This window comes from Flaviramulus sp. BrNp1-15 (assembly GCF_022259695.1).
GTDB lineage: Bacteria > Bacteroidota > Bacteroidia > Flavobacteriales > Flavobacteriaceae > BrNp1-15.
This window is the reverse complement of sequence record NZ_CP092099.1, coordinates 681,631-702,840: the sequence shown is the minus strand read 5'-3', so window position 1 is coordinate 702,840 and position 21,210 is coordinate 681,631. Positions and strand designations below refer to the sequence as shown.

General features: G+C 32.0%; 24 protein-coding genes. 21 read left to right on the top strand and 3 right to left on the bottom strand.

Annotated features, from left to right (window positions below; all coding sequences use genetic code 11):
* Positions 1–26 precede the first annotated feature (26 nt).
* On the top strand, positions 27–683 hold the full coding sequence (locus MBM09_RS03045; protein ID WP_238675382.1) for a hypothetical protein: 657 nt from the start codon (positions 27–29) through the stop codon (positions 681–683).
* On the opposite strand, the gene brnQ is transcribed toward MBM09_RS03045, so the two are convergent.
* Positions 680–1,954, bottom strand: a complete 1,275-nt coding sequence (gene brnQ / locus MBM09_RS03040) for a branched-chain amino acid transport system II carrier protein (RefSeq protein ID WP_238675381.1) — start codon at positions 1,952–1,954, stop codon at positions 680–682. The two genes, MBM09_RS03045 and brnQ, sit on opposite strands and share 4 nt — an antisense overlap.
* A gap of 35 nt (positions 1,955–1,989) precedes the next feature.
* On the opposite strand from brnQ, the gene MBM09_RS03035 reads away from it, so the two are divergent.
* Genes MBM09_RS03035 through MBM09_RS03025 form a run of 3 tightly spaced genes read left to right on the top strand, consistent with a single transcriptional unit; the run spans position 1,990 to position 3,422 of the window.
* Entirely contained in the window at positions 1,990–2,769 is a 780-nt protein-coding gene (locus tag MBM09_RS03035) for an alpha/beta hydrolase (protein WP_238675380.1), read from the top strand.
* Between the two features lie 59 nt (positions 2,770–2,828).
* Positions 2,829–3,107, top strand: coding sequence for a hypothetical protein (locus MBM09_RS03030; RefSeq protein WP_238675379.1), 279 nt, complete (start codon positions 2,829–2,831; stop codon positions 3,105–3,107).
* Positions 3,108–3,164: 57 nt separating this feature from the next.
* Positions 3,165–3,422 carry a hypothetical protein gene (locus MBM09_RS03025; RefSeq protein ID WP_238675378.1) on the top strand — a complete coding sequence of 86 codons (258 nt, stop codon included), beginning with the start codon at positions 3,165–3,167 and terminating at the stop codon, positions 3,420–3,422.
* On the opposite strand, the gene thiL is transcribed toward MBM09_RS03025, so the two are convergent.
* Positions 3,412–4,458 carry a thiamine-phosphate kinase gene (gene thiL / locus MBM09_RS03020; protein ID WP_238675377.1) on the bottom strand — a complete coding sequence of 349 codons (1,047 nt, stop codon included), beginning with the start codon at positions 4,456–4,458 and terminating at the stop codon, positions 3,412–3,414. The two genes, MBM09_RS03025 and thiL, sit on opposite strands and share 11 nt — an antisense overlap.
* Before the next feature lie 83 nt (positions 4,459–4,541).
* On the opposite strand from thiL, the gene MBM09_RS03015 reads away from it, so the two are divergent.
* The 16 genes from MBM09_RS03015 to MBM09_RS02940 all read left to right on the top strand — a co-directional run bounded on the left by MBM09_RS03015 (position 4,542) and on the right by MBM09_RS02940 (position 18,880).
* Positions 4,542–5,783: a choice-of-anchor B family protein gene (locus MBM09_RS03015; RefSeq protein WP_238675376.1), complete on the top strand. Its 1,242-nt coding sequence runs from the start codon at positions 4,542–4,544 to the stop codon at positions 5,781–5,783.
* 10 nt (positions 5,784–5,793) lie between these two features.
* Positions 5,794–7,140: a hypothetical protein gene (locus tag MBM09_RS03010; RefSeq protein ID WP_238675375.1), complete on the top strand. Its 1,347-nt coding sequence runs from the start codon at positions 5,794–5,796 to the stop codon at positions 7,138–7,140.
* Positions 7,141–7,142: 2 nt separating this feature from the next.
* A complete protein-coding gene (locus MBM09_RS03005) occupies positions 7,143–7,913 on the top strand; it encodes an MbnP family protein (RefSeq protein ID WP_238675374.1) in 771 nt (256 codons plus the stop codon).
* Between the two features lie 35 nt (positions 7,914–7,948).
* Positions 7,949–8,992, top strand: coding sequence for a cytochrome-c peroxidase (locus tag MBM09_RS03000; protein WP_238675373.1), 1,044 nt, complete (start codon positions 7,949–7,951; stop codon positions 8,990–8,992).
* A gap of 106 nt (positions 8,993–9,098) precedes the next feature.
* Positions 9,099–9,428, top strand: coding sequence for an iron-sulfur cluster assembly accessory protein (locus MBM09_RS02995; protein WP_238675372.1), 330 nt, complete (start codon positions 9,099–9,101; stop codon positions 9,426–9,428).
* 19 nt (positions 9,429–9,447) lie between these two features.
* A complete protein-coding gene (gene sufB / locus MBM09_RS02990) occupies positions 9,448–10,896 on the top strand; it encodes a Fe-S cluster assembly protein SufB (protein ID WP_238675371.1) in 1,449 nt (482 codons plus the stop codon).
* Positions 10,897–10,915: 19 nt separating this feature from the next.
* Complete coding sequence (locus MBM09_RS02985) at positions 10,916–11,332, top strand: hypothetical protein (protein WP_238675370.1); 417 nt, start codon at positions 10,916–10,918, stop codon at positions 11,330–11,332.
* A gap of 4 nt (positions 11,333–11,336) precedes the next feature.
* Positions 11,337–12,089 (top strand): Fe-S cluster assembly ATPase SufC, encoded by a 753-nt coding sequence (sufC, locus tag MBM09_RS02980; protein ID WP_238675369.1) that lies wholly within the window; start codon positions 11,337–11,339, stop codon positions 12,087–12,089.
* An 11-nt stretch (positions 12,090–12,100) separates the two neighbouring features.
* Positions 12,101–13,414, top strand: coding sequence for a Fe-S cluster assembly protein SufD (sufD, locus tag MBM09_RS02975; protein WP_238675368.1), 1,314 nt, complete (start codon positions 12,101–12,103; stop codon positions 13,412–13,414).
* Positions 13,415–13,501: 87 nt separating this feature from the next.
* Entirely contained in the window at positions 13,502–14,716 is a 1,215-nt protein-coding gene (locus tag MBM09_RS02970; protein WP_238675367.1) for an aminotransferase class V-fold PLP-dependent enzyme, read from the top strand.
* Between the two features lie 141 nt (positions 14,717–14,857).
* Entirely contained in the window at positions 14,858–15,916 is a 1,059-nt protein-coding gene (locus MBM09_RS02965) for a zinc metalloprotease (protein WP_238675366.1), read from the top strand.
* Between the two features lie 77 nt (positions 15,917–15,993).
* On the top strand, positions 15,994–16,467 hold the full coding sequence (locus MBM09_RS02960) for a hypothetical protein (protein ID WP_238675365.1): 474 nt from the start codon (positions 15,994–15,996) through the stop codon (positions 16,465–16,467).
* A 40-nt stretch (positions 16,468–16,507) separates the two neighbouring features.
* Positions 16,508–16,930: a SufE family protein gene (locus tag MBM09_RS02955; protein WP_238675364.1), complete on the top strand. Its 423-nt coding sequence runs from the start codon at positions 16,508–16,510 to the stop codon at positions 16,928–16,930.
* Positions 16,930–17,256, top strand: coding sequence for a DUF59 domain-containing protein (locus tag MBM09_RS02950; RefSeq protein WP_238675363.1), 327 nt, complete (start codon positions 16,930–16,932; stop codon positions 17,254–17,256). Before MBM09_RS02955 ends, MBM09_RS02950 begins: the two co-directional genes overlap by 1 nt.
* A 79-nt stretch (positions 17,257–17,335) precedes the next feature.
* On the top strand, positions 17,336–17,842 hold the full coding sequence (locus MBM09_RS02945) for a DUF2480 family protein (RefSeq protein WP_238675362.1): 507 nt from the start codon (positions 17,336–17,338) through the stop codon (positions 17,840–17,842).
* Positions 17,843–17,974: 132 nt separating this feature from the next.
* Entirely contained in the window at positions 17,975–18,880 is a 906-nt protein-coding gene (locus MBM09_RS02940) for a DUF3078 domain-containing protein (RefSeq protein ID WP_238675361.1), read from the top strand.
* Between the two features lie 57 nt (positions 18,881–18,937).
* Here the strand turns inward: MBM09_RS02940 and hflX are convergent, their stop codons facing one another.
* Positions 18,938–20,164 (bottom strand): GTPase HflX, encoded by a 1,227-nt coding sequence (gene hflX, locus MBM09_RS02935; protein WP_238675360.1) that lies wholly within the window; start codon positions 20,162–20,164, stop codon positions 18,938–18,940.
* A gap of 75 nt (positions 20,165–20,239) precedes the next feature.
* Here hflX and MBM09_RS02930 point away from each other — a divergent pair, with 75 nt between their 5' ends.
* Positions 20,240–21,208 (top strand): endonuclease, encoded by a 969-nt coding sequence (locus tag MBM09_RS02930; RefSeq protein WP_238675359.1) that lies wholly within the window; start codon positions 20,240–20,242, stop codon positions 21,206–21,208.
* The last annotated feature ends 2 nt before the right edge of the window (positions 21,209–21,210 follow it).

The window sequence follows — 21,210 nt, the reverse complement described above, 5'->3', positions numbered from 1 at the left end:
TTTGCACATATTGTTAAATAATTAACATGAAAACTGTATCTAACTGTGTAGAAGACATTTTAATAGCACAACCTTATTTAGAAGAGGCGCTTTCTAGAAATATTATCAACTTTAGTGCTTTAGCCATTGAACTTACAGAACCCATAAGTAAAATGCTAAAAAAGGACGTAAAACCAGGAGCAATTATGATGGCGCTTAGACGCTACAATCCACCTGTGGCATTATCTAATTCTGTGAAAATGAAAAGAGTAATTCAGAATTTAGGTGATATAACTGTACGTTCTAATTTAACAGATTTTACTGTAAAGAATTCGGATACTATTATTGATAATCATGCTAAAATTTTAGATAGAATAAACCAAGAATCTAAATTATTTTACACGTTTACAAGAGGGATACATGAAAGCAATATTATTATATCTAGTAGCTTAAAAGATTTTATCGAAAATCAATTAAAACACGAAACATTTTTAGCGGTACAAGATGGCTTATCTGCAATTAGTATTAACTTACCAAAAGACAACTCTAAAATTGCCGGATTATACTATCACTTCTTTAAACGCTTAGCTTGGGAAGGTGTTGTACTTTACGAGGTTATTTCTACCACTAACGAGTTTACCATTTTGGTTGAAGATGAATATGTTGATAAAGCTTTTGCTGCAATTAAAAAAGTGAAGTCTTAACTCTTAAATCTCTCAAATAAATTAACTAAAATAAAAGCTATTAAAGCCGGCAAAATCCAACCCAAGTTTTGACTAGCTAAAGGAATTACTGATTTAATATTTTCTAAATAATCAGCAGGTATAATAAACCCTAAAAAATCCGGAATACTAAAAACAAAAGTTATTAAAACTACTGCTCTAAAAACTAGTTTCGATGCAAATTTTTCAGGTAAAACATTCAATAAAATCAAAACTATACATATAGGATAAATAAACATTAAGGCAGGAATAGCCACATCTATAATATACTTCACATTCATTTGCCCAACCAAAACACCAACAACGCAACATATTATTGTAGTAATTAAATAAGCCATTTTAGATTTTTTAAAATATTCCTTAAAAAAATCTGCTACACTAACAATAATTGCTACCGCAGTTGTAAAACAAGACAAAGCAACAAGAACAGCCAAAAAAGCAGACCCAATACTACCAAGAGTTTTTGTAGCTAACCCAGAAAGAAGATCTGTTCTTGAAATATTAACGTCAAATTGCGTGTTATATATAGCTCCAACAGCAATTAAACCAGCATAAATAACAAACAACCCAATGATAGCTATAAAACCAGATTTAGCAACCATTTTCTTCTTCTCGCCAAAAGTCATATTTGCTTTTGAATTATTAATAGAAACTAAAACAATGCCACCCATTATCATACCAGCCATTGCATCATAAGTTTGATAGCCTTCAAGCAACCCACTAATTAATGGTAGTTCTAAATTCGAAGAACTCAATTGAATTTCTGAAGAAAACACACCAACAACAATAATAGCTAATACTATTAAAACAATTATAGGTGTTAAGTATTTACCCAATATACTCAACACTTTATTCCTATTCATAACAAAAACAAATGCTAATGCAAAGTATAATACACTTGTAAGTAATGCACCAGTTCCAAAATAAGATGCTATAGCCATTTCATGTGCCACAGCGGCTGTTCGAGGACATGGTAAAGCAATAGTTATAGCGTACATGCAAAGACAAAATATTAAACTAAAAAAAGGTGATACTTTTTTTCCAAAATCTAACATAGTACCTTGCAATCTGGCATGAGCCAAAATAGCAAGTAAAGGAATAATAGTTGCAGAAATTATAAAACCTAAAGTTACCAACCACCAATCTCCTCCTGCTTTAAAACCTAACAATGGAGGTAAAATTAAATTACCTGCTCCAAAAAAGCCAGCAAATAAAGCGAAGCCAAACACAAAGGTTTCTTTAGTTTTATTCATCCATCAATTTTATCTTTGTCTAATATAGCATTATTATGATTTTACAATACAAAGGCATTGACATTTTTTATGAATATGAAGGAAAAGGTAGTGCAGTAGTTCTGCTACATGGCTTTTTAGAAAACAGCAATATGTGGCGACCATTCATCTCTTCTCTATCAAAAAAAAATAAAGTTATTTGCATTGATTTATTGGGTCATGGAAAAACAGGCTGCTTAGGCTACATTCATTCTATGGAGCTTATGGCGGAAGCCGTTGAAGTTGTATTAAAACATCTTAGAATTAGACGCTACACATTTATTGGACATTCTATGGGTGGTTATGTAGCTCTCGCTTTCGCGGAAAAAAACCCCCACACAATAAAAGGGCTTTGTTTAATGAACTCTACGGCTAGTGCCGATACAGACGAAAAGAAAAAAAATAGAGATAGAGCAATTTTAGCTGTAAAACAAAATCATAAAATATTTATTAGACTTTCTATCACCAATTTATTTAGACCAAAAAACAGAAAGCTTTTTTCTAAAGATATTATACAAATTATTGAAGAAGCTCAAAAAACACCTCAACAAGGTATTATAGCAGCACTTGAAGGTATGAAAATTAGAAAAGACAGAAAGTTGTTACTACAAAATAACACCTACAAACAAATGATAATTATTGGAAAAAAAGATCCTGCTCTAGATTACCAATCCTTAATTAATCAAACAAAAAATACTGAAGTAGAAATAGTAGAATTTCCTGATGGACACATGAGTTTTATTGAAAATAAAAATGATTTATCGAAAACAATTATGTATTTCATCGAAAATATTTGACTTTTTATCGATAAGTAGATTTTTATTTTTAGCTTTATGTCAACCAAATTGCCCAAACCATGAAAAATCCTACTAACAAACCTACATTAATCCCAAAGATGTACTGCAATCTCTTCGGTCATGATTATCAAGTAACTAAAAAAGTAACTTACCATGTAAAAGAATATACTTGCAGACATTGCAAAAAAGAATTAACCACAAATAGCAACGGCAACTTAATTGAATTAACACCTAAGTTTAAAGAGATAAATGCAATTTTAGAACGGATTCACACATCAAGATTAGAACGTTTAAAGAGAAAAACCGTCACTTCGTCGATTTATCATCAAGTTGTTTAATCTTATCAGTCTTTTTTAATAATTTAAAGCTCTCTAACAAAGCTAATTAAAAAACCAATGAAAAACATTCATTGCAAAATGTTTGGTCATAATTTTCGTGTTACAAGACATGTAACTTATCATGTTAAAGAGTATACTTGCAAAAATTGCAAAAGAGAATTAACCACAAATGGAAATGGACGCTTAACTGCGTTAACACCTAAATTTAAAGAAATAAATGACGTTTTAGAACGAATTCACAGGAAACGTTCAAAGAAAAAAACAGAAACATCACCATTAATACCAATAAGTGATTTATTAATTTTTAGTCATTAAAATTTTTCCACCCTTGTGCTTTTAAAGGAATTTTAGTTTCAGCTCTAGTAACTAGATGAACACCTTCTTTTTCTTCTTTTATATAACCAATAACACTTAAGCTAGGGTTTCCTTTTATTTTAGGAAAATCTTCCTGAGAGATTGTGAATAATAACTCATAATCTTCACCTCCATTTAAAGCAATTGTAGTACTATCAATATTAAACTCTTCACATGTAGAAATAACCTGCGGGTCTAATGGTATTTTTTCTTCATATAAATCGCAACCTACCTTACTCTGTTTACAGATGTGAATAATTTCAGAGGATAAACCATCACTTATATCAATCATAGAAGTTGGATTAACCTCTAAATCACTTAGTAATTTAATAACATCTTTACGCGCCTCTGGCTTTAACTGTCTTTCAATAATATATGAATATGGCTCTAAGTCTGGTTGATTATTTGGGTTAACTTTATACACTTCCTTTTCTCGTTCAAGAATTTGTAAACCCATATAGGCAGCACCTAAATCACCACTTACAACAAGTAAATCATTTGGTTTTGCACCATTTCTATAAATCTCCTTATTATCTTCTACTTCTCCTATTGCAGTTACAGAAATCAATAAACCAGTATTAGAAGATGTTGTATCTCCTCCTACCACATCAATGTTGTAGATTTTGGCGGCTGTTTCAATTCCTGCATACAAATCCTCAAGAGCTTCTAATGGAAATCTATTAGATACAGCAATTGACACGGTAATTTGGGTAGCAATAGCATTCATTGCATATACGTCTGATAAATTTACTATTACAGCTTTATATCCTAAATGCTTAAGAGGCATGTAACTTAAATCAAAATGGATGCCTTCTACCATTAAATCTGTAGTAACTACAACTTTTTTATTTTCAAAATTCAACACAGCGGCATCATCACCAATGCCTTTTACTGTTGATTTTTGGTTAATTTTAAAGTTTTTGGTTAAGTGATCTATAAGACCAAATTCACCTAAATCGTTCAATTGTGTTCTTTGTTGATTTTTATCTTCTATCATGCTACAAAAATAAGAAGCTATATTTGTTTTTACTATATTTATACCAAAACTAAATTTATTTAGTTATAATAGAAAAAAATGTTATGAAGTTACAAAACCTTTATATGCTATTCTTAGCATGTATACTAGTTTCTGTTTTTCAATCTTGTAATGATGAATCCGTTGAAAAAACAGAAACTATTGACACTGTCGATTCTGTTTTAGCAGTTTGTGAAAATGGTTTTGCTGGTATGTACCCATGTAATGATTACGATTTAATTGGATTCGTCTCAATAAACGACCTAGGCGGCAACAACTCTGCAGGAAATGATTGTTGGGGTTGGGTCGATCCGGAAACTCAGAAAGAATACGTTTTATTTTGTACAACAACCGGAGTTGCTTTTGTTGATATTTCAGAACCAAATGAACCAGTTATAATTGGTAAGTTACCAACTGCCACTGTTAATAGCTCATGGAGAGACATTAAAGTAAACAATAATTACGCCTTTATAGTAGCTGATAATGCTGGTAACCATGGAATGCAGGTTTTTGATTTAACAAGATTAGGATCAGTTACAAATTTTCCAGAAACATTTTCAATTGATGCCCATTTTACTGAATTTGGTAGTGCTCATAATATTATAATTAACGAGGCAAATACATATGCCTATATTGTTGGTACTGGCAGAACTTCTCCATATCAAGGAGGGACAATATTTATAGATATAGAAAACCCAATCAACCCAACAAATGCAGGCACGCTTGATGGCTACTCTCATGATGCTCAAGTGATAGTCTACAATGGCCCTGATACTGACCATACTGGTAAGGAAATTTTCATTGGTAGTAATGAAGATGAAATAGTTATCGTTGATATAACCAATAAATCTAACCCAATTCAACTATCCTCAGTAAGCTATAGCAATATTGGTTATACACACCAAGGCTGGTTCACAGATGATTTAAGGTATTTTATTTTAGGAGATGAACTTGATGAATTTAATATTGGAAACAACACAAAAACCATAGTTTTTGATTTTTCCGATTTAGATAACCCTACATTTCATTTTAATTATTTTGGACCCACACAAGCTATCGACCATAATGGTTATGTAAATGGAGACACATTTTATCTAGCAAATTATAGAGCTGGCGTAAGAATGATTGATATCTCAAATATTGAAAATGGATCCATGAACGAAGTTGGTTTTTTTGATACTTACCCAGAAAATAATTTAGCAGATTTCAATGGTGCATGGAGTGTTTATCCATACTTTCCTAGTGGCAATATTATTGTTAGCGATATTGACCGTGGGTTATTTATAATACGAAAAAGCGATTTATAAAATACATATTGTGAATACATATAAAAACTCCATATTATTAGTTTGGGGTTTGTGTGCCTTAATTTTATTTAACTGTTCAAAAGACAAAAGTCCTGAACATGAGACTCCAAATCCAGTAATAAATTTTGTAAAAACTTTAGGCGGCAGCTTAAATGAAAGTGCACAATCTATTATCAAAACTTCAGATGAAGGTTACGCGGTTTTAGGTTACACTCAAAGTACTGATGGTGATATTACAAACAAAACAAATGAGTCATTTGATTATTGGTTACTTAAATATGATTTAAATGATAATTTGCAATGGCAACAATCATATGGTGGAACTGATGATGATAGAGGCTTCGACATCATCCAAACCTCAGATAATGGATATGCAATATTAGGCTACAGCAAAAGTAGCGATGGAGATGTTACAATGAATAATGGTGCTCAAGATTTTTGGATTACAAAATTAAACTCCACAGGAAATATTTCATGGCAAAAATCATTTGGCTTTGCAGGTGCAGACAATGGCATTTCACTCATCCAAACTAATGATGGTGGTTACTTACTAACTGGCGTTTTAGATGTTTCAGCGTCTGGTGGAGAAGGAAATAGCAAGTCATATTTAGCAAAATTACATGCGGGTGGTGATTATTGGGCAATAAAAATTGATGCTTCCGGAAACAAAGAATGGAGTCGTTACTATGGTGGCTCTTTTACCGACACACCTTACGGAGCTATACAAACTCAAGATAATGGCTATATTATTGTAGGTTCTTCTGATAGTGATGATCTTGATATTTCAAATAATAAAGGCTCATATGATTTCTGGATTATAAAGATTTCTGAAAATGGATCTCTAATTTGGGAAAAATCGTTTGGAGGCTCAGAAATTGATGAAGCTCGGGCAATAACCGCTTCTGGTGATGGAAATTATATTATTGCTGGAGATACTAGAAGTAGTGATTTAAACGTTTCCAAAAATAATGGTGCTGCCGATTTATGGGTAATTAAAATAACCCCAAATGGTGATTTAATTTGGGAAAAAACTTTTGGCGGCAGTAGTTTTGATGTTGGTCGTTCAATCAACAAAACTCAAGACAATGGTTTCATAATTTCTGGAAGTTCAAGAAGTGCAGATGGTGACATTTTAACTAATCAAGGGCAAAATGACGCTTGGGTTTTAAAAATAGATGCAAATGCAAATTTAATCTGGCAAAAAACCATTGGAGGTTCCGATATTGATTTTGCTTATGATGCTGTTGAGCTTGAAAACCAAACTATTGTTGCCGTTGGAGAATCAAGCAGCAATGATTTTGATATCACTGAAAACAAAGGATTCAGCGATTTATTAATTATAAATATTAAAGAATAATAATGAAAAAAATAGCCTCAATATTTCTAATTTGCTTACTTGTTTTTTCATGTCATGAAGACAAGGACGATACTATTTCTCAAGCAAGTACAACATTTAAATTCATTCATAATTGGGATGGAACAGCGGTTACAAATGCAGATTTTAATACCATTAAATTCACCAATGCCAATGGTGAGCAATTAAGCATAGAGAAACTTCGATATCTTATATCAAAAATTACATTTACAACTAGTACAGGTGAAAAACTCGTTTTAAGTGGTTATAATTTAATTGATGTAACCAATGATAGCAATTTATCTTTTACATCAACAACATCTATCCCACTGGGTTATTACAGCAATGTATCTTTTACATTTGGTTTTGATAATGAAGATAATTACAATAATAATAATTACGTCGATTTAAATTCAGCATCCTGGAATGTACCCGAAATGTTAGGTGGCGGTTACCATTATATGCAATTAGAAGGTAAATTTATTGATAACACATCTGCCGAAGTCGGTTACGCTTACCATGCTATTAGAGCAGTTGATACTTCTGGGGCTACTCTAGAATTTCAAGATACTTTTCTTGAAGTGGATTTAGGCGAAGTTACTATAACAAATAATACTACTTTCAATATTGAAATGAATATTGCCGAATGGTTTAAAACTCCAAATACATGGGATTTAAATGTATTAAATAATATGCTTATGCCTAATTATGATGCTCAAATTATGATGTATGAAAATGGTCAAAATGTATTTAGTTTAGAGTCAATAACACAATAAGCAAGTTGAAAAAATGGATATTACATATTTGTCTATTGCTAGTTTTTATTTTTATATCATGTAAAAATGAACCCCTAGAGGAGTATGTAGCTATTCCAACTCCAAGCACATTAAAAATTCCTCAATTATTTGAAGACAATATCTTAAATCCAGTTATTCCAATAGATAATCCACAAACTGTTGAAGGTATAGTATTGGGCAAAAAACTCTTCTTCGACCCTATTTTATCAGGAGATAACACACAAGCTTGTGCAGATTGTCATGCTTCTCAAAATGCCTTTACAGATTCTGATAGATTTAGCGATGGTATCGACGGTTCTTTAGGCAATAGAAACTCAATGCCATTATTCAATTTAGCATGGAATTATGATGAAAAATTCTTTTGGGATGGGAGTGTCTTTAGTCTAGAACATCAAGCTTTTGTACCCGTTTCAGACCCCATAGAAATGAAAAGCAATTGGAAGGATTTAGTTGAAGAGCTTCAACAACACCCTGACTATCCAAATTTATTTCAGCAAGCATTTCAAACTTCAATAATCGATTCAACACTCGTAGTAAAAGCTATTGCACAATTTGAACGAACATTAATTTCATCAAACTCCAAATTTGATAAATACCTTTTAGGTGAAGTTGAACTCACTCCAGAAGAATTAAGCGGATTTAATGTTTTTATGGATGAAAACAAAGGCGATTGTTTTCATTGTCATGGAAGCGATAAAAACCCGTTATGGACAGATAATATTTTTCACAATAATGGTTTAGATGAAACCTTTACCGATTTAGGTTTAGGTGCCGTAACTGGAGATCCAGCCGATAATGGGAAATTTAAATCACCATCACTTCGCAATTTAGCATTTACAGCTCCCTACATGCACGATGGCAGGTTTTTAACTTTAGAAGAAGTTATTAATCATTACAGCGAAGGCTTGAAAAATTCTTCAACTATAGACCCATTAATGAAAAAAGTTGCTCAAGGTGGTGTTGGATTATCAGACCAAGATAAAGCCGACTTAAAGGCTTTTTTGTTATCGCTTTCAGATTATGAATTTATAAATAATACCGACTTCACAAACCCATAATAAAAAACTATAAAATCATATATTAATATAATGTTAGGTTATATGGTAATCCGTGACTTATATTGTATATTTGCACTCTATTTAGAGCAAATCTAATTAAAGAATTATGATAAAAGTTTCTGAAACAGCTAAAAAGAAAGTTATTGAGCTTATGCAAGATGACGGCTATAACCCAAATACAGATTTTGTTCGTGTTGGGGTTAAAAGTGGTGGTTGTTCTGGTTTATCTTACGATTTAAAGTTTGATAAAGAAAATCAAGAAGACGATAAGGTATTTGAAGATAACGGAGTTAAAATCATTGTTGATAAAAAAAGTTTTCTATATCTCATAGGAACAACACTTGAATATTCTGGAGGATTAAACGGAACTGGTTTCGTTTTTAATAACCCAAACGCAAACCGCACTTGTGGTTGTGGAGAATCATTTTCATTATAAAAATTAAGAAAGAAGAATTATGTCGAAGTATACCGAAGATGATTTACGCGAAGAACTTAAAACCAAAGAATACGAGTACGGTTTTTATACAGATATAGAGTCTGACACATTTCCTGTTGGTTTAAACGAAGATATTGTTCGTGCTATTTCTAAAAAGAAAGAAGAACCAGAATGGATGACCGAATGGCGATTAGAAGCTTTTAAAGCTTGGAAAGAAATGATTGAACCAGAATGGGCAAACGTACATTACACAAAACCAGACTTTCAAGCCATTTCCTACTATTCTGCACCAAATAGCAAACCTAAATATGATAGTATAGATGAAGTTGACCCAGAATTATTGGCAACTTTTGAAAAACTAGGAATTTCTCTTGATGAGCAAAAAAAATTAGCAGGTGTAGCTATGGATGTAGTTGTAGATTCCGTTTCGGTAGCCACAACATTCAAAAAAACATTAGCAGAACAAGGTATTATTTTTATGAGTATTTCTGAGGCTATTAAAGAACACCCAGAACTTGTAAAGAAATATATTGGAACTGTTGTTCCGCAAAAAGACAACTTTTATGCGGCGTTAAACTCTGCTGTATTTAGTGATGGTAGTTTCTGTTATATTCCAAAAGGCGTACGTTGCCCAATGGAATTATCAACATATTTTAGAATTAACCAAGCAGGAACAGGACAATTTGAAAGAACACTTGTAATTGCAGATGAAGGCAGTTATGTAAGTTACCTAGAAGGTTGTACGGCTCCAAGTAGAGATGAAAATCAATTACACGCTGCCGTTGTAGAGCTTATTGCTTTAGATGATGCCGAAATAAAATATTCAACAGTACAAAACTGGTTTCCTGGAAATACTGAAGGTAAAGGTGGTGTTTTCAATTTTGTAACAAAACGTGGTTTGTGTGAAAAGAATGCTAAAATTTCTTGGACACAAGTTGAAACAGGTTCTGCCGTTACATGGAAATATCCTAGTTGTGTGTTAAAAGGCGATAATTCAGTTGGTGAGTTTTATTCAATCGCAGTAACCAATAATTATCAACAAGCCGATACTGGTACGAAGATGATTCATTTGGGAAAAAACACCAAATCGACTATCATTTCAAAAGGAATTTCCGCAGGAAAATCTCAAAATAGTTACCGTGGTTTAGTTCAAATAAATTCAAGAGCAGATAACGCGCGTAATTTTTCGCAATGTGATAGTTTACTTATGGGTAATGAATGTGGTGCACATACATTTCCATACATTGAAGCTAAAAATAAATCGGCAAAAATAGAACACGAAGCAACAACAAGTAAAATTGGTGAAGACCAAATTTTCTATTGTAACCAACGTGGTATAGATACAGAAAAAGCTATCGCTTTAATTGTAAATGGTTTTAGTAAAGAAGTTTTAAATAAGCTCCCTATGGAATTTGCTGTTGAGGCTCAAAAATTATTAGAAATAAGTTTAGAAGGAAGTGTTGGATAAATTGTTATTGATTTCAAAAATGAAAAAAATAGTCATTTTACTTTTGTGTATTTCTGTTTTTTTAAACTGTAAAAATGATAAAAAAACTGAACAAACAAATGAAACCATTTCAACAGAAAGTTCAGACCGTACTGAAAAACAAAATGATGGTTTAACCTTATTAAAAGGTGAATTCGTTTATCATGGAGATGCTGCTGTTTTACAAACACATGCCGAAATTTATGGCGTTTTTATAACAGACAAGATGTTGGAGCTAAACAACATGGCAGAAAAATATAAAAAAGAACCAACAGACATGGTTCAAGTTGAAATAAGAGGAAAAGTAACAAATAAAAAAGACGAAATAATTCTTTGGGACAATAAAGTTGAAATTGTTGAAATATTAAACGTTTCACCGCCAAAGGACATAAATAACGTTGTAAAATTAGGACAATAAGAGTATGTTAAAGATTGATAATTTACACGCAAGTGTTGAAGATAAAAGCATTTTAAAAGGTATTAACCTTGAAGTAAAACCAGGTGAAGTACACGCTATTATGGGACCAAATGGTTCTGGTAAAAGTACTTTAGCATCCGTTATTGCTGGTAAAGAAGAATACGAGGTAACTAAAGGAAATATCCTTTTTGAAGGTGAAGATATTGAAGAGTTATCTGCCGAAGAGCGTGCACATAAAGGCATCTTTTTATCGTTTCAATATCCTATTGAAATTCCTGGTGTATCTGTTACTAATTTTATAAAAACAGCTATTAACGAATCGCGTAAAGCAAGAGGTTTAGAAGATATGCCTGCTAAAGACATGCTTAAACTTATTCGTGATAAAGCTGATTTATTAGAAATCGATAGAAAGTTTTTATCACGTTCTTTAAATGAAGGATTTTCTGGTGGAGAGAAAAAACGTAACGAAATTTTTCAAATGGCGATGTTAGATCCAAAATTAGCCATACTAGATGAAACAGATTCTGGGTTAGATATTGATGCACTTCGTATTGTAGCAAATGGTGTTAACAAACTTAAAAGTAAAGACAACGCAGTAGTAGTAATTACACACTACCAACGTTTGTTAGATTATATCGTTCCAGATTTTGTTCATGTACTTTACAATGGTAAAATAGTAAAATCGGGTACAAAAGAACTAGCTCACGAACTTGAAGAAAAAGGTTACGACTGGATTAAAGAAGAAGTGAACGCTTAATATTTGAGCAAATGGATTTAAAAGAAAAATTGTTATCATCGTTTATGGTTTTTGAAGACCAAGTAGATTTGGATTCTTACGTACACAATCTTAGAAACGATGCCATAAAAATATTTGAAGAAAAAGGTTTCCCTACAAAAAAGGAAGAAGCTTGGAAATACACCTCTTTAAATAAAATTTTAAAAGAAGACTATAGTGTTTTTCCAAAACAAGAAAACACAATAGAATACAGCGATATTAAAAAGTATTTTATTCACGATATAGATTCTTATAAGATTGTATTTATAGACGGAAAATATTCATCACATTTATCACAAACCACACATGATGGTATGGATATTTGCTTGATGTCTGCAGCAATGTCTAAACCTAAGTATCGTTTAGTTATTGAAAATTACTTTAATAAAGCAGCAATTAAAGATAGCTTATCATCTTTAAACACAGCTTTTTCAAACGAAGGTGCTTACATTCATATTCCAAAAAATAAGCTGGTTGAAAAACCAATTCAAATCATACATTTTTCAACAGGCAATGAGGCTGCAATTATGTTACAACCTCGTAACTTAATTGTAGTTGACGAGAATTCTCATGTTCAAATTATAGAACGTCATCAAAGCTTAACAGATAACCCTGTTTTAACAAATAGTGTTACCGAAATTTTCACCAATAAAAGAGCCATTGTCGATTATTATAAAATTCAAAACGACAATTTAAATGCTTCTTTAATAGACAATACGTTTATAAAACAAAAAAAGGAAAGTATCGCATCTGTTCATACATTTTCATTTGGTGGTAAATTAACACGTAACAATCTTAATTTCTATCAAGAAGGCGAGCGTATTGATTCTACATTAAAAGGTGTTACTATTATAGGCAACAAACAACATGTAGACCACAATACTTTGGTACACCATATAGAACCAAATTGCGAAAGCCATCAAGATTATAAAGGTATTTTTGACGACAGCTCTACAGGTGTTTTTAATGGTAAAGTAGTTGTAGAAAAAGAAGCTCAAAAAACCAATGCTTTTCAAGCTAACAATAACATTTTAATAAGCGATAAAGCTACTATAAATACCAAACCGCAATTAGAAATTTTTGCCGACGATGTAAAATGTTCACACGGTTGTACTATTGGTCAGTTAGACGAAAGTGCTTTGTTTTACATGCAGTCCAGAGGTATTCCTAAAAAAGAAGCAAAAGCACTTTTAATGTATGCATTTAGTAACAATGTTTTAAGTTCGGTTAAAATTCCGGAAATGAAACAACGCATCACCAAGATTATTGCTAATAAATTAGGTGTTAACATTGGGTTCGATCTCTAAAATTTTTTTGAAGCTAATCCCGCTTTCGGCAGTCGCTCTCTTTGAGGAGCTCCAACAAATGCCTCAATCGGGGCTAAACACAAAGCTATGTTTAATGTAGAAGACATACGAAAAGACTTTCCCATACTTTCTCGTAAAGTAAACGGTAAACCTTTGGTGTATTTTGATAATGCTGCAACCTCACAAACGCCGCAGCAAGTTATAGATGTTATTGTAGATTATTATTCAAACTACAATGCAAACATACATCGTGGTGTACATACATTAAGCCAAGAAGCAACCGATTTGTACGAGCAAGCCAGATTAAAAATTCAAAAACATTTCAATGCAAAAAAACCGCATGAAATCATTTTTACTTCTGGAACAACTCATGGTATTAATCTTGTAGCAAACGGATTCTCTTCATTGTTAAAAAAAGGCGACGAAATAATTGTATCGGCCTTAGAACATCACAGTAATATAGTGCCTTGGCAAATGCTTTGCGAACGCACAGGAGCAATTTTAAAGGTTATCCCAATGAACCTTGAAGGCGAATTGGAGATGACTAAATTTAACCAGCTTCTTTCTACAAATACTAAATTAGTATTTGTAAATCATATTTCAAACGCTCTAGGAACCATAAACCCTATTGAATATATTATTAAAGAAGCTCATAAAGTTGGTGCAGCAGTTTTAATAGATGGTGCACAATCATGTGCACACTTAAAGCCAGATGTCCAAAAATTAGATGTCGATTTCTACGTAGCTTCCGCTCATAAAATGTGTGGACCAACAGGAGTTGGTTTACTTTACGGTAAAGAAGAATGGCTTAAAAAATTACCGCCTTACCAAGGTGGAGGCGAAATGATAGCCGAAGTAACTTTTGAAAAAACGACCTACGCAGATTTACCACATAAATTTGAAGCAGGAACTCCAAACATTTGTGGAGGTATTGCTTTTGGAGCAGCGATAGATTATATGAATGCTATTGGTTTTAATACTATAGACAAGTATGAAAATGAGCTTTTAGATTACGCTACTCAAAAACTTCTAGAAATTGAAGGTTTAAAAATTTATGGAACTTCAAAGCACAAAACATCTGTTATTTCTTTTAATCTAGAAGGTATTCACCCTTACGATGTGGGCACTATTTTAGATAAACTAGGTATAGCAGTTCGCACAGGTCACCACTGCGCACAACCTATTATGGATTATTTTAAAATTCCTGGTACTGTTCGTGCTTCATTTTCTTTTTACAACACAAAAGCTGAAATTAACACTTTAGTTGAAGGCGTTAAAAAAGCAAAAATGATGCTTTCTTAATAATTATTCTTTTATTTATTTGTTAAATAATTATCAATCCCACTGCATTTCGTCGAATAATTAACAAATTTTTTACGAATATGTAAGATTAATTCTAAAATAATTATATCTTCAGCGGCGACTAATTTAAATTATTTTATAATGAAAAGATTATTTTTAAGTATGGCGGCTGTTGCCTTATTATTTACAGCATGTGATGATGACAAAAATGAAATCACTCAAGAACAAGAAATTGATATGAGTGATTTTTATCTTTACACCGATTTGAATGAAGATGTAGCTTCAAAATCGAATAATGGTAAAGACAAAACCAAAACTTGCTATTCCATGAATGTGCTTAATAGACAACTTGATGAAAATCCTGGTTTAGCAAAAAAAATGTATGATGTTGAATATCATACTAGAAAATTTATAGCAGCAAAAGGCAAACCTACCAATCCTGGAAATGGTGGCGGTGGCGGTGGTGGTGAAGAGCCAACACCAGATAACTTAGGTGTAATTAATATTCCTGTAAACGTTATTGTGGTATATAGTAACTCTAACGAAAATATTAGCAATGCTCAAATAAGCTCGCAAATAGCAGTGTTAAATAGTGATTTTAGAAAAACAAATAACGATGTAAATCAAGCACCTTCTGAATTTGCTGGATTAGCTGCAGATAGTGAAATTACATTCACACTAGCAAATACATTTAGATATTCTAGTACAACAACCTCTTGGGGAACTAGTAATGCAGTAAAAAGTGCTTATCCTCCAGTATCTCCAGAAACTCACTTAAATATATGGGTATGTAATATTGGTGGAGGAATTTTAGGTTATGCACAATTTCCTGGAGGTAGCTTAGCTACAGATGGTGTTGTTTGTTCTCCTCAATTCTTCGGTACTACAGGATATGTTCAAGCTCCGTTTGATAAAGGAAGAACTATGACTCACGAAGTTGGCCATTATTTAAATTTACGCCACATTTGGGGAGATGGTAGATGTAAGCAAGATGATTTTGTTTCTGATACACCTTCATCTGATGGACCAAACTACGGTTGTCCTTCATACCCAACTGTTAATTGCAGAACAAATGATATGACTATGAATTATATGGATTATGTTGACGATGCTTGTATGTATATGTTCTCTGAGGGTCAAAAATCTAGAATGAGAGCTATTTTTGCTTCAGGTGGTGCTCGTGAAAGTATGTTACCATAAATTACAAAACACAACAACTTATTTAAAAGACGCCTACTTTGGCGTCTTTTTTGTATATTATTTTTAAATTTTAAAACATGCAATTTATAAAACTTATAAGCTTAACTCTAATCGTATTTATAACACAATCCTGTAAATGCCAAAAAGAAGTCTCAACTATGCAAGATTCTCTAGAAAAAGCAACACAAACAAAAGAAAACTATGTAATTGAATACACAGCTTCATCGCGAGGTATTTATAATCAAGTAACATTAGATAAAAATAATATATCCACATTACAAAAAAGAGGTGGCACTCCAATCATTAAAAGTTGTACCGAAGAAAACTGGAATAGTATTATGAAACATTTTAAATCAATTGATGTTCAAAACATTTCAACATTAAAAGCTCCTAGTAAAAAGTTTCAATTTGATGGTGCTGCAATCGCACATTTAAAAATTACTAAAGGCGATAAAACTTATGAAACTCCACCTTTTGATCATGGAAATCCACCTGAAGAAATTGCAGAACTTGTTAAAGAAATCTTATCAATTTCAGAAAACATTGAATAGCAACTTTTGTTGTTGTATTTTTGTATAAAAATTTGTGATTGTGACTATTGAAGAGATTCAAAACGAAATAATTGACGAATTCTCAATGTTTGAAGATTGGGAAGAGCGTTACCAGTATATGATTGATTTAGGGAAAGATTTACCTTTAATTAACGACAAATACAAAACCGATGATAACATTATAAAAGGTTGTCAAAGTAAGGTTTGGGTTCATGCCGAAATGAAAGACGATAAAATAGAATTTACTGCCGATAGTGATGCTATTATAACTAAAGGTATTATTGCTATTCTAATTCGTGCGTTTTCAAATCAGCACCCTCAAGATATTATTAATGCAAATACCGATTTTATTGATAAAATTGGACTAAAAGAACATTTATCGCCTACACGTGCTAATGGTTTAGTAAGTATGATAAAACAACTTAAAATGTATGCTATTGCATACCAAACACAGTTAAAATAATGAGTGATATAACAATAGATACTACCGAATTAGGTGAAAAAATAGTAGGAATACTAAAAACAATTTACGATCCAGAAATTCCTGTAGACATTTACGAATTAGGATTAATATACGACGTATTTGTAAACGAAGATTACGATGTTAAAATATTAATGACTCTAACAACTCCTAACTGCCCTGTGGCAGAAACTCTACCTTTAGAGGTTGAAGAAAAAGTAAAATCGCTTGATGCTGTAAAAAGTGCTGAAGTAGAAATTACTTTCGATCCACCATGGACTCAAGAATTAATGAGTGAAGAAGCAAAGCTTGAATTGGGAATGCTATAAACAATTTGCACTCACGGTTTTTAGTAAAAAAAAATTAAATTAATGGTCACCTTTAGCGCAGTCGAAAGGTCATAATAATATGTCAGACGAAATTATAAATCGTGTTGCTAATAGTAAATTAGTTACTATAAACCTTGAGGATTATTACCCTGAAGGCAAGCGCGTATTATTTGATATTAAAGACTGGCTTTTTGAAGGTTTTGTGTTACGCGAAAAAGATTTTAGAAATCAGGTTTCAGAATTTGATTGGTCGCAATTCAAAGACAATTATATAGCATTAACTTGTAGTAGCGATGCTATAATTCCTGGTTGGGCTTTTATGTTGTTAAGTATTCAATTAGAGCCTTATGCTAAAAAAATAATTATTGGTAACCTAGAAACATTAGAAACTTCAATCTATCAAGATGTTTTAAAAAATCTGGATGTTTCTAAGTTTAAAGACAAACCTATAATTATAAAAGGATGTTCTAAAAAACCTGTACCACAAAATGCATATATCATGCTAGCAACAAAGTTAAAACCTGTTGCAAAATCTATTATGTACGGTGAAGCATGTTCTTTTGTTCCGCTTTATAAAAACAAATAAAAAACACTAATTTTATTTGTGACTTTATTATAAAAAAGGGTCTTAACCATGAACTAATTTAAAGTTTAGGTGATTCTTTTTTGAAAGAAAATTCACTTATCTTTGCACGCATTTTATTAAAAACAAATAAAAATGAAAAAAACCTTATTATTATTCGCATTGTTTATCGGAATGGTTTCGATAAATGCACAGACTAAAGAAGAATTAGAAACTCAAAAAGCTGAGAAGCAAGCGGTAGCTGATGCTGCTCAAGCTGAAGCTAATGCATTACAAGCTCAAATTGATGCCTTACCAGGTTGGAGAAAAGGTGCATTTGGTACTATTGGTGGTAGTATATCAGAATTTAGTAACTGGTATTCTCAAGGCGCACCAGACAATGCTTCTGGTAACATTGGTTTTACCGTTAATGGTTTTGCTAACTTAATTCAAGAAAAGTTTTTCTGGAGAAACAATCTTAATGTAAATTTAGGATGGGTAAAACTAGACGACAAAAATGATCCTAACGATAGTGAAGATTTTAGAGAAACTACAGATGTATTTAACATTACTTCTTTATACGGAAGAAACATTGCTAAAAACTTAGCAGTATCTACTTTAGGTGAATATAGAACAACTATTTTAAACAACTTTAACGACCCTGGATATTTAGATTTAGGAGTTGGTTTAACTTGGACACCTATTGAAAACTTAGTAGTAGTAGCACATCCATTAAACTATAACTTTGTTTTTGCTAAAAATGATGCTGTTTTTGAATCCTCTCTAGGAGCTAAAATAGTTGCAGATTACACTAGACAAATTGGAGCCGTTAATTTTAAATCTAACTTCTCTACATTTCAAAGTTATAAAAGCGGAGATTTATCTAACTTCACTTGGATAAACTCTTTTGGTTATACATTATGGAAAATGATAGGTGTTGGTTTTGACTTTGGTTTAAGAAGCAATAAACAAGAAGCTGCAAACTTCCAAGGTGTTGCTTTACCAGATGCAGATAATAAATTACAGTCTTATTGGTTAGTTGGTTTAAACTACAGCTTATAATTTATTACTCATAATACATAAAAAAAGCGCTTCTAAAAGAAGCGCTTTTTTTATTACCTATTCCTCCTCTCCTAAGTTTTCATAATTATAATCTGGATACAGAAAATGATTATATGGGAAACGAGTAATATGAATCTCTCTTACCTCATCATAAACACGCTTTTTAAAATCTTCTAAATTTTGTTTGTTTAAAGCTGAAATAAATAAAGCATTATCTCCTACTTTATTCATCCAAGTTTTTTTCCATTCCTCTAAAGTGTAATGTCTTTCTGTGCGTTCTGTTTCAAGATCGTCTTTATCAATCGATTCTGGTTGATAAGCATCAATTTTATTAAACACCATAATCGTTGGTTTATCACCGCTTTTTATTTCACCTAAAATTTTCTCGACAGAAGCTATGTGCTCTTCAAAATTAGGATGTGAAATATCAACCACGTGAAGCAATAAATCGGCTTCTCTAACCTCATCTAGTGTACTTTTAAAACTATCTACTAACTGTGTAGGTAGTTTTCTAATAAATCCTACGGTATCACTTAATAAAAATGGTAAATTTTGAATTACTACTTTTCTAACAGTGGTATCGAGAGTTGCAAATAGCTTATTTTCAGCAAATACTTCACTTTTGCTAATTACATTCATGAGTGTAGATTTACCAACATTGGTATACCCAACCAAAGCAACACGAACCATTTTACCACGGTTACCACGTTGCACCGCCATTTGTTTGTCAATGGTTTTTATACGCTCTTTTAAAAGTGATATTTTATCACGTACAATACGTCTATCTGTTTCAATTTCGGTCTCACCAGGTCCGCGCATTCCAATACCCCCTTTTTGACGTTCAAGGTGTGTCCACATACCTCTTAACCTAGGCAGTAAATATTCACATTGTGCCAATTCTACTTGGGTTCTGGCGTAACTGGTTTGTGCGCGTTGTGCAAAAATATCAAGTATTAAATTGGTTCTATCTAAAACCTTAACATTAAGAATTTTACTAATATTTCGTTCTTGAGCTGCAGATAATTCGTCATCAAAAATTGCAGTACCAATATCGTTATCCTCAATAAATTGGCGTACTTCTTCCATCTTACCTGTTCCTATAAAAGTTTTAGGATTTGGCATATCCATTTTTTGAGTAAAACGCTTAATAGCATAACCTCCAGCAGTAAAAGTTAAAAACTCCAACTCATCTAAATATTCTTTAGATTTTTCTTCGTCTTGATCTTTTGTTATAATACCTATTAAAACGCAGCGTTCTAATGCTATATCTTTCTTCTCTATCATAAAAATAATTGAATATGCAAAGTTACATAATTACAAGCATTTTAATTTTTATATTTTTAAGCCTATTTTTGATTTATGACAAACACTTTTGATGATATTCCGGTTCGTGACGATATGCAAACCGTTGCTTTTTACAATCTTGAAAATCTATTTGATTTAATTGATGACAAACATACAAACGATGATGATTTTTTACCCAAAGCCGTTAAAAAATGGACACCAAAACGCTATCAAAATAAATTACGGAAATTAGGCTTTGCAATTTCTAATATTGGAAAACTAGAAACTGGAAAACACCCTAGTATTGTTGGTTTAGCGGAGGTTGAGAACGCTAAAGTTATTGAAGATTTAATAGCTTCTAAACATTTAGAAGATTGTAATTATGACTACGTGCATTATGACTCTTTAGACGAACGTGGGATTGATGTTGCCTTATTATATGACACCTCTGCATTTGAGGTTTTAAATTCTGAAACCTTTACCATTGAATTGTTTGACGATGATGGATTCCCAGATTATACAAGAGATATTCTATTGGTTTCTGGTTTGCTTGATGGTGAAAAAGTAAACATTATTGTTAACCACTGGTCTTCAAGACGTGAAGGTGAAAAAGAAACCGAGCACAAACGTATTGCTTCTTCCAATAAAGTTGGTGAGATTATTTCTTCTTTACGCTTAGAAAATAAAGACTCTAAAATTATTATTGTTGGTGATTTTAATGACGATCCACATAGCAACAGTATTAAACGTTTAGTTGAAAATTACAATTTATTTAATCCCATGGAAACTTTACGTTCTTATAATAGAGGAACTAGCAACCATAGGCGACAGTGGAATTTATTTGATCAAATAATAATTTCTTCTAATTTTTTTAAAACCTCAAATCATTTATTTGAATACAGTTCTGCTAATATTTTTGACGAAGATTTCTTGAAACTATTTAATGGTAGATATAAAGGCACTCCTTTTAGAACCTATGTTGGTAAAAAATATAAAGGTGGCTACAGCGACCATTTTCCGGTATATGCAGTTTTTAAGAAGTAACT